The organism is Tenacibaculum caenipelagi (assembly GCF_004363005.1).
Lineage (GTDB): Bacteria > Bacteroidota > Bacteroidia > Flavobacteriales > Flavobacteriaceae > Polaribacter > Polaribacter caenipelagi.
The window spans coordinates 180,479-196,327 of the sequence record NZ_SNYH01000006.1 but is presented as its reverse complement, the minus strand read 5'-3'; the positions used below and the strand labels follow the sequence as shown (position 1 = coordinate 196,327).

Here is a 15,849-nt window from a genome sequence, read left to right as displayed (position 1 = left end):
TAATGAATACTACAAAAACTATTAAATCAGCACTAATATCTGTTTTTCATAAAGACGGATTGGAGCCTATTGTAAAAAAGCTTAACGAGCTAGGAGTTACTATTTATTCTACTGGAGGAACTGAAAAGTTCATCAACGAATTAGGAATAAATGTTGTTCCTGTAGAAGATGTTACTTCATACCCTTCAATTTTAGGTGGACGAGTAAAAACTTTACACCCTAAAGTTTTTGGAGGTATTTTAAACAGACAAGATCACGAAGGTGATATTACTGAGATGGAAGAGTATAACATCCCGCAGCTAGATTTAGTAATTGTTGATTTATATCCTTTTGAAAAAACGGTAGCTTCTGGTGCTTCTGAACAAGATATTATTGAAAAAATTGATATCGGAGGTATTTCATTAATCCGTGCCGCTGCAAAAAACTTTAAAGACACAGTAATTGTTTCTTCAATGGAGCAGTATGCAGATTTCTTAAACATTATTTCTGAAAATAACGGAAACACTACATTAAGCGACAGAAAAAAGTTTGCTGCTAAAGCTTTCAATATTTCATCACATTACGACACAGCTATCTTTAATTATTTTAATGAAGAAGAAGTTGTGTATAAAGCTAGCGAAACTACCTCAAAAGTGTTACGCTATGGAGAAAACCCTCACCAAAAAGGATTTTTCTTTGGTGATTTAGACGCAATGTTTGATAAGTTACACGGAAAAGAGTTAAGTTACAACAACCTTTTAGACGTAGATGCTGCTGTAAATTTAATGGAAGAATTCAAAGGTGAAGATCCAACCTTTGCTATTTTAAAACATAACAATGCTTGTGGTTTTGCTCAACGAAAAACAATCTACCAAGCATATGTTGATGCTTTAGCGGGTGATCCCGTTTCAGCTTTTGGAGGTATTTTAATTTCGAACACAAAAATTGACAAAGCTACCGCTGAAGAAATTCACAAGTTATTCTGTGAAGTTGTAATTGCTCCTGAATATGATGCAGATGCCTTAGAGATTTTAAAAGGTAAAAAGAACAGAGTACTTTTAGTTCAAAAAGAAATTGAATTACCAAAACAAACAGTAAGAACTGCCTTAAATGGAGTATTAGTACAAGATAAAGACTATATCACTGATAAATTAGAAGATTTATCATACCCTACCAACAATAAACCATCAGAAAGTGAGTTAGAGGATTTGTTGTTTGCATCTAAGCTATGTAAAAACACAAAATCCAACACTATTATCTTAGTTAAAGATAAGCAGTTATTAGCTGGTGGAACTGGGCAAACCAGTAGAGTTGATGCTTTAAGACAAGCAATTGAAAAAGCTACTAGTTTTAATTTCGATTTAAACGGAGCAGTAATGGCTAGTGATGCATTTTTTCCATTCCCTGACTGTGTAGAAATTGCACATAAAGCAGGTGTAAAAAGCGTAATTCAGCCAGGAGGTTCAATTAAAGATCAATTAAGCATTGATTATTGTAACGACCATGATGTAGCTATGGTTTTTACAGGAACAAGACATTTTAAACATTAATTATATTCGATGTAAATTACCCACAGATTTTTATTAGATTTGTGAGAATACATTAAAATAAATATAAATAACGAAATCTTTATGGGTTTTTTCGATTTCATGACAGAAGATATTGCAGTTGACTTAGGTACTGCAAATACACTTATAATCCACAATGGTAAGGTGGTTATTGACAACCCATCTATTGTTGCTCGTAACAGGCTGACTGGCAAAATTATCGCTACTGGGCATGAAGCAAATAGGATGCAAGGAAAAACCCATGAAAATATTAAAACGATACGTCCATTAAAAGACGGGGTTATTGCCGATTTCCAAGCTTCGGAAGAAATGATTAAAGAATTTGTTAAACAAATTCCTGCCATTAAAAAGAAGCTTTTTCCACCTTCACTTCGTATGGTTATTTGTATTCCTTCTGGAATTACAGAAGTAGAAAAACGTGCAGTTATTGATTCTGGTCGTCATATGAATGCCAAAGAAATCTATTTGATTTACGAGCCAATGGCTGCTGCAATTGGTGTTGGTGTTGACATTATGGAACCAAAAGGAAACATGATTATTGATATAGGTGGTGGAACAACTGAAATTGCTGTTATAGCACTTGCTGGTATTGTATGCGATCAATCTGTTAAAGTTGCTGGTGATTTATTTACTAGTGATATTATGTATTACATGCGTACTCAACACAACTTACATGTTGGTGAAACTACCGCTGAAAAAATAAAAATACAAATAGGATCTGCTACGGAAGATTTAGACAACCCACCAGAAGACATGATGGTACAAGGTCGTGATTTATTAAGCGGAAAACCTAAACAAGTACAAGTTTCATATCGTGAAATCGCCAAGGCATTAGATAAATCTATTTTACGTATTGAAGATGCTGTAATGGAAACGCTATCAAAAACTCCACCTGAATTAGCGGCTGATATTTACAATACGGGTATATACTTAGCAGGAGGTGGTTCGATGTTAAGAGGTTTAGACAAACGTTTATCAAGAAAAACAGATTTACCTGTATATGTAGCTGAAGATCCATTACGTGCTGTAGTTCGTGGAACTGGAATCGCTCTTAAAAATCTTGAAAAATACAAGACTGTATTAATCAAATAAATTTGAATGATTATTTATGCAACAGCTTATTTATTTCTTTCAGAAGTATAAGTATTTCTTATTTTTTCTATTCTTAGAAGTTATAGCTGTTGCATTAATCATTAACAACCATTCTTTTCATAAGAGTAAATTTATTAGCTCTACAAACTTTATCTCGGGTGGTTTGTATGAAAAATCATCTAACATCTCTGAGTATCTCAACTTAAAAGAACGCAATACACTTCTTTCTGAAGAAAATGTTCGGTTAAAAAACGAGCTTGAAAAACTACATACATTACTTGATAGCACCACAATAAAAGCTGTTATAGATACTGCAAGGATTCATCAAAACTATTTATATATCAACGGGAAGGTTATTAACAATAACTTTGACAAAGCAAACAATTTTCTAACCATAAATAGAGGTTCAAAAAATGGGGTGACCCCTGAAATGGCTGTAATAAATAGTAAAGGTATCATAGGTATAACAGACAATGTATCTCTAAAATATGCTAGAGTACAATCTATTTTAAATTCGAAAAGTAGCATTAATGCTAAATTTAAAAACAATCCTCATTTTGGAACACTTATATGGAATGGGAAAGATTACAATACCGTTCAACTAACCGATATTCCTCGTCAAACAAAATTTAAAGAAGGTGATACAATTGTTACAGGAGGAAAATCAACAATTTTTCCTGAAGGCATCCCTATAGGAACTGTTATTAAAATGCCTGGAGAACTATCAGCTGTAAACAGTATTGATATAAAACTTTTCAACGACATGTCTAGTTTAGGACATATTTATGTGATAACCAATCTTAATAAAGAAGAAATTAAAAGCGTAGAAAACACTAATGAATAAAACGCTATATATTATATTTTTGTTTGTTTTTCTCTTGCTATTGCAAGGACTTGTTCTAAACAACGTTTTGTTTTTAGGATATATAAACCCCTACCTATATATCGTTTTTGTTTTTTTATATCCTTTAAAAGAAAATCGATTTCCCTTTCTAATATTGGCTTTTTTATTGGGATTATTTGTTGATGCTTTTTCAAATTCGGGAGGAATTCATGCATTTTCAACACTTTTTATAGCATATATAAGACCTTTCTTTTTTAGAACTATATTCAAAAAAACAACATCTGACTATCAATTGTTCAATCTACGTCACGAATCTTTTGATAAAGTTTTCAACTACACAACATCTTTAACAATAATTCATCATTTTATTTTATTCAATTTAATTAACTTTAGCTTTTATAATTTCTCAAACGTGCTTATTAACACACTATTTTCTAGTGTTTTTACGTTAGTGTTGTATTTTTTAGGAAGTTTTATATTTAGGAGAAAGCTAACATGAAACGAAGTTTCTTACTTATTTTTTTAATTACACTTGTTGGAATTGTTTATATCTCGAGATTATTCCAACTTCAAATCATACGTGGTGGTGAACAAGATTTAACTCATAGTGCTACCATAAAAGTTGAGTATGATTACCCTGAGCGAGGCTACATATACGATCGTAACAGAAAACTATTAGTAGCTAATCAATTATCGTATGATGTGATGATTATTCCTAAAGAAATAGAACCATTAGATACATTAGAGTTTTGCTCTCTTTTAAAAATTGACAAAGAAGATTTCATAAAACGATTTCATAAAGCTGATAGCTATGCTCGCTGGCTTCCTTCAGTATTTTTAAAACAATTAGCGAAGGAAGATTACGCTTACCTTCAAGAAAAATTACCAAAATATAAAGGTTTCTATATACAAAAGCGTATCATTAGAAACTATCCTATTAAATCAGCAGCAAACATATTAGGGTTTATTAGTGAAGTTAATGAGTATGTTGCAAAAAATAATGATTACTACGAACAAGGAGAATTAATAGGTAAGCTTGGTGTTGAAAAGCAGTACGAAAGCGTATTAAGAGGTATTAAAGGAAAGAAAAGATTTAAACGAAATAACTTAAATGAAATAACTGGTTCATATAAAAATGGTAAATACGATACCTTAGCTGTACCAGGAAAAGATTTAACGTTAACTATAGACAGTGAACTTCAGCAATACGGAGAATTATTAATGTCTGGTAAAAGAGGTGGTATTGTTGCTATTGAACCAAAAACTGGTGAAATATTAGCTTTGGTAACTGCACCTTCTTATGACCCTAATTTATTAGTTGGTAGAAAACGATCACCTAATTCCATAAAACTTTTTAACGACAGTATAAACATGCCTACTTTTGACAGAGGTTTACAGGCTATGTATTCTCCTGGGTCTCCTTTTAAAATTATTAATGGATTGATTGGTTTACAAGAAGGTGTAATCGATAAAAATTTTGGAGTCACCTGTTATCATGGTTATCGTTATGGTAAAAGACCAAATGCCTTTATGAAATGTCACTGTGGTATTGTTGGCAGACCCATTCATTTAAAAACTGCCATTTCTAAATCTTGCAATAGTTATTTCGCTACTACTTATCGAAGAATCATTGATAAATACGAAAACCCAACCATAGGAACTGACGCTTGGAGTAAACATGCTAAGAGTTTTGGCTTAGGTAATTATTTAGGGTATGATTTGCCTTCTGGACAAAAAGGACGTATTCCTGATGGAAATTTTTATGATAGAAGTTATGATTTTAGATGGGGAGCTACAACAACAATTTCTAACGCAATTGGACAAGGAGAGGTAGAAACAACCCCTATTCAATTAGCGAATATGACAGCAGCAATAGCAAATAAAGGCTACTACTATACTCCTCATATTGTTAAAAGAATTGACAACAAACCTATAACTGATACTACCTATACTACAAGAAGAAACACTACAGTATCTCCAGAACATTTTCCAATTGCTATTGAAGCTATGTATGAAACGTTTACAAGAGGTACTGCTAAATACAGTCAAGTTAAAGGAATAGACATTTGTGGTAAAACAGGAACTGTTGAAAATTTTATTCGTGTAGATGGTCAAAAAGTACAGTTAACAGACCACTCAATTTTTATTGCTTTTGCACCAAAAGATGATCCAAAAATAGCCATTGCCATTTTTGTTGAAAATGGAGGATTTGGTGCGACCATTGCTGCTCCAATTACTAGTTTATTAATAGAAAAGTATTTAAACGGATCAATAACTAGAAAGCATATTGAAGAACGAATGATCAACCTAAGTCTTCAAAAAGAATATGACAAAAAACAATTACTATTAACCCAAAACATCGATACTATTGCGACAAGAACGAAATAATATTTTTGCAGGAATCGACTGGCTACTAGTTTTACTTTATATATTGTTAGTTGGCTTTGGATGGATGAATATTTATGCCGCATCATCAAATGAGGGTACTAGAGAAGTTTTTGACTTTTCTACTAGGTATGGAAAGCAATTAATTTTTATAGGATTAAGTATTCCTGTAATTATATTCATTCTTTTTTTTAACTCTAAGTTTTATGAACAATTTGCTAGTGTTTTATATGTTATCTCATTAGTATTGTTAGCTGGTGTTTTAGTTTTTGGAAAGAAAATAAATGGAGCTACTTCTTGGTATAATTTTGGAGGTATTGGTCTCCAGCCTTCCGAATTCGCAAAGGCTTTTACCGCTCTAGCTCTTGCTAAGTTAATGAGTGATAGGCAGTACAATTTAAAACTGGTGAAAAACCAAACAAAAGCGTTTATTATCATTTTTCTACCAGCTTTTTTTATTGCTTTACAACCCGACATGGGATCTGTTTTAATTTATTTCGCTTTTTTCTTTGTATTAAATAGAGAAGGCTTAACATTAGCCTACATCTTATTTGGTGTTATCTCAATTGTATTGTTCATTTTAACCGTCTATTTTGGCGCTAAATTGATTCTTCTAATTTGCTTATCTCTTATTAGTATTGCAACTCTTTATGGCATATATAAGAATAAGCGCTTTATTAGGTTTAACATCTTAAAAATAATTAGTCTATATCTTTTCACTACGTTATTTGTTCTAGGTATTGGATACACATATAATAATGTATTAGGACAGCACCAAAAAGATCGTTTTGATATTTTATTAGGCAAAATAAAAGACAACAAAGGTATTGGTTACAACTCTTATCAATCAGAAATGACTGTTAGTTCTGGAGGATTTTCAGGAAAGGGTTTTTTACAAGGAGATAGAACTCAAGGAAACTTTGTACCAGAACAACATACAGATTATATTTATAGTACTGTTGGTGAAGAATGGGGATTTGTAGGAAGTTCTCTCGTAATTATTTTATTTATGATACTACTTTACAGAATCATATATTTATCTGAAACGCACACTAATAAATTTGGAAGAATATATGGTTATAGTGTAGCTTCGATTTTCTTTTTTCATATTATTGTAAATATTGGGATGGTAATAGGTTTATTACCTACTGTAGGAATCCCTCTTCCCTTTTTCAGTTATGGAGGTTCTTCTTTATGGGGCTTCACCCTTCTTTTATTTATTTTCATCCGTTTAGATGCCCATAAGAAATACGACTGGTAACATATACCAAGCTAAATAAACAACGCTCCTAAAAGCAGCGTTCAAACTTCATAGAAGAAATATTAAACAGTCTAAATTAGACTAACAGAATTGTTTAATAAAACAACGTATAAAAGAATCAATAATATAAAAAAATGCTCCGATAAAATCGGAGCATCCTTAACTATTAACTAACCTTAAAACTCTTATAAAGCTGCAACGTGTTTAGCCAATTTAGACTTTAAATTTGCTGCTTTATTCTTATGAATAATGTTGTTCTTTGCTAATTTATCTAACATAGATACAACAGTCGAAAACATTCCTTCTGCTTCCTTCTTATCTTCTGTAGCTCTTAATTTCCTAACAGCATTACGTGTAGTTTTATGCTGATATTTATTTCTTAAGCGCTTCGCTTCGTTACTTCTAATTCTCTTTAATGCTGACTTATGATTTGCCATTGTACTAAACCGTTTATTGTTTATAAAAAACTTGTAGTCCGTACGGGAATCGAACCCGTGTTACCAGGATGAAAACCTGGCGTCCTAACCCCTAGACGAACGGACCAAAACAATCGCTCTGATTGCGGGTGCAAATATACAATTCTTTTTGTTATTTGCAATTAATTTTAATCTTTTTATTTGTTTTATTTCGACTCTAAAACAAAATTAAACTTTGTAGTCCGTACGGGAATCGAACCCGTGTTACCAGGATGAAAACCTGGCGTCCTAACCCCTAGACGAACGGACCAAAACAATCTTTTTTTGCGATTGCGGGTGCAAATATAGAAACTGTTTTTTATTGCACAAAGCTTTTTTTTATTTTTTTAATATGCTTTGGCAAAAAGCACTCTTTTTGTGGATGGTTTTCCTGTAAAAACGCACACACCTTCCTCCTCTTTTACATCATTAGGAATACATCGTATCGTTGCTTTGGTTAATTCTTTAATCTTATCTTCGGTTTCAATAGTACCATCCCAGTGCGCAGAAACAAATCCTCCTTTATTTTCAATTACATCTTTAAACTCTTCAAAAGTGCTTACTTCGGTAATATGATTGTTTCTATAACTTAATGCTCTTTTAAATAAATTCTCTTGAATTTCTTCTAATAAATTAGCTACAACATCAACTACCTCTTCTCTAGAAACTGTTTGCTTTTCAAAAGTATCACGACGTGCAACCTCAACAGTACCGTTTTCTAAATCACGAGCCCCCATAGCAATTCGCACAGGCACTCCTTTTAATTCATATTCAGCAAACTTAGCTCCTGGTCTAAAAGTGTCTCTATCGTCAAATTTCACTGAAATTCCTTTAGCACGTAACTCTTTTACTATTACATCTACTTTTTCTGAAATAGCATTTAATTGTTCCTCTCCTTTATATATAGGTACTATTACTACTTGAATTGGCGCTAATTTTGGAGGCAATACTAATCCTGCATCATCAGAATGCGTCATAATCAACCCGCCAATTAAACGAGTAGACACTCCCCATGATGTTGCCCATACATATTCCTGCTTTCCTTCTTTCGAAGTATATTTTACATCAAACGCCTTAGCAAAGTTTTGACCTAAAAAGTGCGAAGTTCCTGCTTGTAATGCTTTTCCATCTTGCATTAAAGCTTCAATAGTTAAGGTATCATCTGCCCCTGCAAAACGCTCACTTTCACTTTTTGCTCCTTTAATAACTGGCATCGCCATAAAATCTTCCGCAAAAGTTGCATATACCTCTTGCATTTGCTTTGCTTCTGCTATTGCTTCTGCTTTAGTAGCGTGCGCAGTATGACCTTCTTGCCATAAAAACTCGGCTGTGCGTAAAAACAATCGTGTGCGCATCTCCCAACGAACCACATTTGCCCATTGATTTATTAATAACGGCAAATCTCTATGCGATTGAATCCACCCTTTATATGTATTCCATATAATAGCCTCTGAAGTAGGACGAACTACTAGTTCTTCTTCTAATTTAGCTTCAGGATCTACACGTAATTTCCCTTCTCTATCAGGATCACTTTGCAAACGATAATGCGTAACTACTGCACATTCTTTTGCAAAACCTTCAGCGTTTTTCTCTTCAGCTTCAAACAAACTTTTGGGAACAAAAAGAGGAAAATATGCATTTTGATGTCCTGTTTCTTTAAACATTCTATCTAACTCTTTTTGCATGTTCTCCCAAATTGCAAATCCATAGGGCTTAATTACCATACACCCTCTTACTGCTGAATTTTCAGCTAAATCAGCTTTGACAATCAATTCGTTATACCATTTCGAGTAATCTTCGGCTCTTTTTGTTAAATGTTTGCTCATAATCAAAAGTTTGGCATAAATATTGTTATTTTTTATGCGTAAATTGTGTCTGCAAAACTACATTAAAAAGGTAACAAGCCCAACAAAGAAATTAATTTTTGCAGCTCGTAAAAAAATAACTTGCTTTAACTAAAAACATAAGGTCATGAAGTCTCATTACGCCATTGCTAAAATCTCATTTTATTTTCTATCATTTTTAATGATAGCAACATTTGTTTCTTGTGGATCTACACAAACTACTACAGGCAATAATGATGGTATTTATGCCGATGAAATAGAACAACCTCAACATAGAGTAATCGTTACCGATGACCGTGAATATGACGAATATCAAGAAAATTACTTTACCAAAGAAGTAGAAAGATTGGGAATTCTTAGCGGAACTGATATTTTTACTGATATTGAAAACTACAAATCAGAAAATGCTGATTATAATGAAGAAGATATTATTTATGAAGAAGAACCTGAAACTCAAATTACTTACAACTATAATGAACCCTGGGGAGAAAGTGCTACTTCTGATGTTGTTATCAACATAAATACTTACCCTAGATGGGGTTACTACAACGATTGGTATTGGGACTCATATTATGGTTACAACTACTATCGTCCTTGGTGGAGGACTCGATATTATAATTACTGGGGATATAATTCTTATTGGCATCCTTACCATTGGAATACTGGATTTTATGTTGGCGTAGGCGGTTATTATCCTTATTATGGAGGGTATTACAACTACCATAGTCCTTATTATTATCATAATCACTATTACTACAAACGACCATACAGAAGCGCTAACCCATACAGATCATATAGAACAGCAACTTCAAGAAGAGGGTATACAACTGGACGTAGAGGAACTACTACATCAAGACGTTCTTCAGACGTATATAGAAGAAATAACGACAAAACATACCGCAACACTCGAAGTACTCGTTCTATCAGAAATGCAAAAGGCTATAACACCAGAGGCAATAGATCTAACAACAGAAGTATAGATCGTTCTACCAGAACCAGAAGCTATAACTCTAATGGAACTCGCTCAACTAGAAATATTAGAAGCGTACCTCGTTCTTCTAGAAGTTCAAGAGGATATTCTATAAGAAACTATAGAAGCTCAAATAACACAGAGGCTACCAATAACTCTTCAACGAGAACTTCAAGAGATTACACAAACAGAAGTCAACGTTCATACAGGTCTACTAAGAAAGATACTCCTACTAGAAATTCACGTAGTTATCCTAGATCTAACAACCGTAGTAAAAAAGAGTATGTTCCTCGTAATAATCGCTCTAAAAGCTCTAAAAGCTACTCAACTCCCACTAGAAGCTCTTCTCGTAGTTATTCAACTCCATCCAGAAGTTCAAAGGAAAACTCTTCAAATAATAGAAGTAATAATTCACGAAGTAGTAGAAAATAATTTTATTTAAAATTTTCACTTTATAGTAAGATAAACTAATTAAGAAAAAAGAAATGAAAAGAATTTTAACTTTTGCGATGATAGTCGCGAGTACTTATACAGCCTTTTCTCAATCATTAGGTTATAATGATTTAGGAATTTTATTCTCAAAAGATGATAATTATGGAACAGCCCGTTTTGAAGCAATGAGTGGAGCATTTGGTGCTTTAGGAGGAGATATTTCTTCTTTTGGTATTAACCCTGCTGGTAGTGCTGTTGCTCTCAAAAGTACTTTTGGAGTTACTTTAGGAAATAGAAATACAGAGTATTCAGCAAGATATTACGGAAATACCACAAATACTGAAGATGATTTCTTTAACATTACTCAAGCTGGTGGTATTTTATCTTTTGAATCTACTTATAATACCGACTGGACTCGTTTTGCTCTTACCTTCAACTATAGATTAAAAAGTGACTTTGAAGGAGTATTTTCTTCGCAAGGTAATAGTGGACAAGCGTTGTTTAATGAACATCCTGATGACACCAATAATCAATTCAACAATGGTCAAGAACAACGTTTTAACAATTCTACCTACGGAGAAAGTAGTGTTTTTGAAATGGGGTTTTCTGCCGTACATCAGAACAAACTATATGCTGGAGCTAGTATAAAATTTCACAATTTTACTTTTGGGCAGATAACAAGATTAAGAGAGGTTAATGAAGACAATAATGGCAATACTCTTACTGCTTTAAATATACAAGATAGCTATTTTGAAGGAAGTGGAGTTTCTCTAAGTGCTGGTTTCATTTATAAAGTAAATCAAAGTTTTCGATTTGGTTTAGCTTATGAAACACCAACTTGGTATCCAGAAATTTTTGAAGATAGCAACTTAAATGTTTTTGACCCAAATGACCCTAGATATGATGATTGGCTTGGGTATACTGAGATTTCTGCTACCAATCAAAATACTGACGTTAATAGTGGTGAAGAATTTAATTCTTTTGTATATAAATTAAGAACCCCTAGTAAGCTAACAGCTAGTGCAGCATTTGTATTTGGAAAACAAGGATTGATTAGTGCAGATTATACTTATAAAAACTATAGTGGCACAAAATATGACCAAAGCGACTCCTATTTTTCTGACATCAATCAAAATTTTAAAAATGATTTTGAAGGAACTCATTCCTTGAATATAGGTACTGAATGGCGTTTTGATAAAATGAGTATTCGTGGAGGATATCACTTTGAAGAAAACCCTTATAAAAATGCGTTGGATGAAGACCATATTTCAGGATTTTCTCTAGGACTTGGATACAACTTTGGAAATATAAAATTTGATTTATCATATACAAATTCAGAAAACAATAGTCCTTATAACATATATAATTCACCTAATGTTGATGTTAATCCTATAGAGTTGACTAACAACACCTCTCGAATTTCAGGAACTATATCGTTCAGTTTATAATTTGAGAAAAACATACTACAAAAGTCCTGCTTTATGCAGGATTTTTTATATATCCATATCTCAGTTTTTTACCGTAATTTTGCTCTTCATTTATACCTTATGAATTCTATAAAAATAAACATACAAGAAACCAATAACGAAACCATTTTAAAATTTGTTAGTAACAAAATTTTAGTTAATGGTGGAAGTTATGAATACAACAATATTGACGAAGCGAAAAATTCACCATTAGCTCAACAACTTTTTTACCTTCCTTTTGTAAAAAAAGTTTTGGTAACTGCTAACTTTATTGCCATTCAACGTTATGACATCGTACAATGGAGTGATGTTGAAGAGGAAGTACGCGAACAAATTGAAGCGTACATACAGAGTGGAGATTCTGTAGTAAAAGAGGAAACTACTAAAAAAGATGCTGTTGAAGTGTATGCTGAAGTAACTCCGAACCCAGCAGTAATGAAGTTTGGAACCAATAAAGCATTAACGCAAACTGATGTTGAGTACACAAACATTGAAGAGGCTAGCAAGTCTTCTCCTCTAGCTCAAGCATTGTTCAGTTTTCCTTTTGTAAAGGAAGTTTTTATTTCTGAAAATTACATTTCAATTACAAAATATGATATGATTGAATGGAACGAAGTGTACCAAGAAGTACGTACTTTTATTCGCAGTTATATCCAAGATGGTAAAAATATCATTACTGAATTACCTAAACAACAAACCAAACAAAACGTTGAAATTCCGAAAGAAAATTTAACCGATACTGAAGCTAAGATTGTTGATATTTTAGATGAATACATCAAACCGGCTGTAGCTTCAGATGGAGGAAACATTGCATTTCAATCTTACGATGCTGAGAGCAAACGTGTAAGTGTAATTTTACAAGGAGCTTGTAGCGGATGTCCTTCATCAACAGTAACATTAAAAAATGGTATTGAAACCATGTTAAAAGAAATGTTACCAAATCAAATTAATGAAGTAGTCGCTATCAACGGATAATTTCATCGCTAACTATACAAATCACATGTCTGAAAACATCAAACCATACAAAGATTCTGAATTAGGAAAAAAAGAACAAGTTGCTAAAATGTTCGATAATATTTCTGAAGATTATGACGGATTAAACCGTGTTATTTCTTTAGGAATTGACGTTAGCTGGCGTAAAAAAGTAGTGAAACTTGTTGGTGAAAACAATCCGAAACAAATTTTAGATATTGCTACTGGTACAGGTGATTTAGCTTTGATGATGTCGCAATTAAATCCAGAAAAAATTGTTGGTTTAGACATTTCTGAAGGAATGTTGCATGTAGGAAGACAAAAGATATCCAAAGCAAATTTATCTGATAAAATAAAGATGATTGTTGGGGATAGTGAAAACATTCCGTTTCCTGATAATACTTTTGATGCTATTACGGTTTCTTTTGGAGTTCGTAATTTTGAAAACCTTGACAAAGGATTAACAGAAATACTTCGTGTATTAAAACCAGGTGGCAAGTTTGTCGTATTAGAAACTTCTAATCCTACCAAATTTCCGTTTAAACAAGGTTATAAATTATACACTAATCTTATATTACCTATTATTGGTAAACTCTTTTCAAAAGATAAGGTTGCCTATTCTTATTTATCAGAAAGTGCAAATTCTTTTCCTTTTGGAGAGGCTTTCAACAATATTTTGCAAAAAAATGGGTTTAAGAATGCAAAGAATATACCTGTAACCTTTGGTGTTGCATCAATTTATACCGCTTTAAAATAGTATGTTAAAAAGGCTTTTACTTTTCGGAATTTTCGTAGCGTCACTTTCTTTACAAGCGCAAAAAGAAAAATTATTAAAACTTCCTAGCTTTGATAAACCTCTTTTTCATTATGGTTTCTATTTAGGTGTCAACAATAACGGATACAAAGTTTCCTATAAACCAAGTGATTATAACAATGCAGAGATTGAAGTAGAATCATCAATTGGATTTAATGTTGGATTAATTGCTGATTTAAGATTACACAATAATATTAATCTTCGTTTTGAACCAGGATTGATGTCCAACACTAAAACACTACATTTTAAACACATTAATGATGCAGAAAATGTAAAAACCCGTGAGGTTGGGGCAACCTATTTACACCTACCTTTAATACTTAAACTTAGCACAAATAGACTTAACAATATGCGTCCTTATGTTTTAGGTGGTTTTTCTTACGATCATAACTTCTCTAGTAACGAACGAAATAGCGATGATAATTTTGCAGGAGAATTTAGAACTACGACTAGTAACTTTATGTACGAAGTAGGTATTGGAGTTGATTTTTATTTGAGTTATTTTAAATTTTCTCCGTCTATAAGAGGTGTATTTGCTATTAACAATGAAGTAAAATACGATAATAAGACACCTAGTCAATGGACAGACCCTATTGATTTCTTAGGTACTAGAGGCATATTTTTACACTTAGCTTTTGAGTAAAAAAGCACCATATTAAAAAACGAAAGACTTCCTTTAAAAAGGAAGTCTTTTTTGATTTATTAAGCCCGATAGAAATCCCCAAAAATCTACCTTTCTTATTCATTTAGACACATCCTATTTCTTAAGGTCACAACTTCTAAAAAACAAAAAAAGACCGCTATAAGCGGTCTAATTTTTCATAAAGATTACTCTTTATCGTTAGATAGAAGTCCCCCGAAATCTATCGCACTGTTAAAAAAACATTGTTTTTCTACCCTCCAAAGATATAAAAAAATGTTAATTTCTTTTTATTTTTTTACAACTATTTTACTGTCTACTAAATCTTTAATTGGCAAAATTACTTTTCCTTCAATCGTATTTATTGTTATGCAAATATTATCAATTGCAACAACTACACCTTCAATATTATCAACGACAATTTTCTCTCCTATTTCTATATTTCTCCTTGAATAATACCCAAATAACAACCTAGTAACCACATCTTTAGACCCCAATCCAAAAGCTACTGTAAAAGCTAGTAAAATAGAACCTATTAGCAGGGTTAAATTACTTTTAATGATTGAAGTATCTACTCCTGCTTGATCTAAAGCAGTAATTGACAAAAACACCACTATTAAATAAAAAGCAATACTTCCAACCAAATTACCTCCCGAAATTTCTATAGATTTAAACATTGTTTGAATTGCTTTTTTTACCACAGTTCCCAAATAAGCACCAGCTACAAATATTCCTAAAGCTGTTAGCAATTTTGGCAAGTAAGCAAAGAAACTTTTTATCCCCTCAGAAACCACATTCAATCCGAACATTTCGGCACCAACCATTACAAAAACAAAAATTAAAAACCATTTTAACACAGCTAAAATCACATTGGTAAGTACAATATTTATAGTACTATTACCAAATATCTCTGTTTTTCTAAGCTTTTTTGACCATTCATCAACTTTGGTTTTTGCCAATGCTTTTCTGACTAGGAATAAAAATACTTTTATAATAATCCAAGAAATAATTACAAAACCAATAAAACCAACAACAGTTGGTAGAGAGTTTACAATATCTTGAAAAATATTTTTAAAGGGAGTTAAGATGTCTATTTGTAAAGTAATCATAATTTTATGGTAATTAGG

14 protein-coding genes and 2 tRNA genes are annotated in these 15,849 nt (G+C 32.3%); 11 read left to right on the top strand and 5 right to left on the bottom strand.

The genetic code is table 11. The annotated features are described in order from the left end of the window. Nucleotides 1-2 precede the first annotated feature (2 nt). From purH to rodA, 6 genes are all read left to right on the top strand, one after another. The gene (purH, locus tag DFQ07_RS13870) at nt 3-1,529 is read left to right on the top strand and encodes a bifunctional phosphoribosylaminoimidazolecarboxamide formyltransferase/IMP cyclohydrolase (RefSeq protein WP_133537850.1); all 1,527 of its coding nucleotides are present in this window, start codon (nt 3-5) and stop codon (nt 1,527-1,529) included. 81 nt (nt 1,530-1,610) lie between these two features. Continuing rightward, entirely contained in the window at nt 1,611-2,639 is a 1,029-nt protein-coding gene (locus DFQ07_RS13865; RefSeq protein WP_133537849.1) for a rod shape-determining protein, read from the top strand. A gap of 16 nt (nt 2,640-2,655) precedes the next feature. Continuing rightward, on the top strand, nt 2,656-3,483 hold the full coding sequence (mreC, locus tag DFQ07_RS13860) for a rod shape-determining protein MreC (protein WP_133537848.1): 828 nt from the start codon (nt 2,656-2,658) through the stop codon (nt 3,481-3,483). Beyond that, the gene (gene mreD, locus DFQ07_RS13855) at nt 3,476-3,982 is read left to right on the top strand and encodes a rod shape-determining protein MreD (protein ID WP_133537847.1); all 507 of its coding nucleotides are present in this window, start codon (nt 3,476-3,478) and stop codon (nt 3,980-3,982) included. Before mreC ends, mreD begins: the two co-directional genes overlap by 8 nt. Continuing rightward, complete coding sequence (gene mrdA, locus DFQ07_RS13850) at nt 3,979-5,871, top strand: penicillin-binding protein 2 (RefSeq protein ID WP_133537846.1); 1,893 nt, start codon at nt 3,979-3,981, stop codon at nt 5,869-5,871. Before mreD ends, mrdA begins: the two co-directional genes overlap by 4 nt. Then, complete coding sequence (rodA, locus tag DFQ07_RS13845; RefSeq protein ID WP_133537845.1) at nt 5,852-7,129, top strand: rod shape-determining protein RodA; 1,278 nt, start codon at nt 5,852-5,854, stop codon at nt 7,127-7,129. Before mrdA ends, rodA begins: the two co-directional genes overlap by 20 nt. A 185-nt stretch (nt 7,130-7,314) precedes the next feature. On the opposite strand, the gene rpsT is transcribed toward rodA, so the two are convergent. The 4 genes from rpsT to proS all read right to left on the bottom strand — a co-directional run bounded on the left by rpsT (nt 7,315) and on the right by proS (nt 9,410). Next, entirely contained in the window at nt 7,315-7,566 is a 252-nt protein-coding gene (rpsT, locus tag DFQ07_RS13840; protein ID WP_028891217.1) for a 30S ribosomal protein S20, read from the bottom strand. A 34-nt stretch (nt 7,567-7,600) separates the two neighbouring features. Next, nucleotides 7,601-7,672, bottom strand: a tRNA-Glu gene (locus DFQ07_RS13835). Nucleotides 7,673-7,783: 111 nt separating this feature from the next. Further along, a tRNA-Glu gene (locus tag DFQ07_RS13830) sits at nt 7,784-7,855 on the bottom strand. 76 nt (nt 7,856-7,931) lie between these two features. After that, nucleotides 7,932-9,410: a proline--tRNA ligase gene (gene proS / locus DFQ07_RS13825; protein ID WP_133537844.1), complete on the bottom strand. Its 1,479-nt coding sequence runs from the start codon at nt 9,408-9,410 to the stop codon at nt 7,932-7,934. A gap of 145 nt (nt 9,411-9,555) precedes the next feature. Here proS and DFQ07_RS13820 point away from each other — a divergent pair, with 145 nt between their 5' ends. From DFQ07_RS13820 to porT, 5 genes are all read left to right on the top strand, one after another. Then, complete coding sequence (locus DFQ07_RS13820) at nt 9,556-10,830, top strand: hypothetical protein (RefSeq protein WP_133537843.1); 1,275 nt, start codon at nt 9,556-9,558, stop codon at nt 10,828-10,830. 53 nt (nt 10,831-10,883) lie between these two features. Then, nucleotides 10,884-12,278 (top strand): OmpP1/FadL family transporter, encoded by a 1,395-nt coding sequence (locus tag DFQ07_RS13815; RefSeq protein ID WP_133537842.1) that lies wholly within the window; start codon nt 10,884-10,886, stop codon nt 12,276-12,278. 99 nt (nt 12,279-12,377) lie between these two features. After that, the gene (locus tag DFQ07_RS13810) at nt 12,378-13,271 is read left to right on the top strand and encodes a NifU family protein (RefSeq protein WP_133537841.1); all 894 of its coding nucleotides are present in this window, start codon (nt 12,378-12,380) and stop codon (nt 13,269-13,271) included. Between the two features lie 25 nt (nt 13,272-13,296). Then, nucleotides 13,297-14,025 carry a bifunctional demethylmenaquinone methyltransferase/2-methoxy-6-polyprenyl-1,4-benzoquinol methylase UbiE gene (gene ubiE, locus DFQ07_RS13805; protein WP_133537840.1) on the top strand — a complete coding sequence of 243 codons (729 nt, stop codon included), beginning with the start codon at nt 13,297-13,299 and terminating at the stop codon, nt 14,023-14,025. Between the two features lies 1 nt (nt 14,026). Beyond that, nucleotides 14,027-14,725: a type IX secretion/gliding motility protein PorT/SprT gene (gene porT / locus DFQ07_RS13800; protein ID WP_133537839.1), complete on the top strand. Its 699-nt coding sequence runs from the start codon at nt 14,027-14,029 to the stop codon at nt 14,723-14,725. A 287-nt stretch (nt 14,726-15,012) separates the two neighbouring features. Here the strand turns inward: porT and DFQ07_RS13795 are convergent, their stop codons facing one another. Continuing rightward, the gene (locus DFQ07_RS13795; RefSeq protein ID WP_133537838.1) at nt 15,013-15,831 is read right to left on the bottom strand and encodes a mechanosensitive ion channel family protein; all 819 of its coding nucleotides are present in this window, start codon (nt 15,829-15,831) and stop codon (nt 15,013-15,015) included. Between the last annotated feature and the right edge of the window lie 18 nt (nt 15,832-15,849).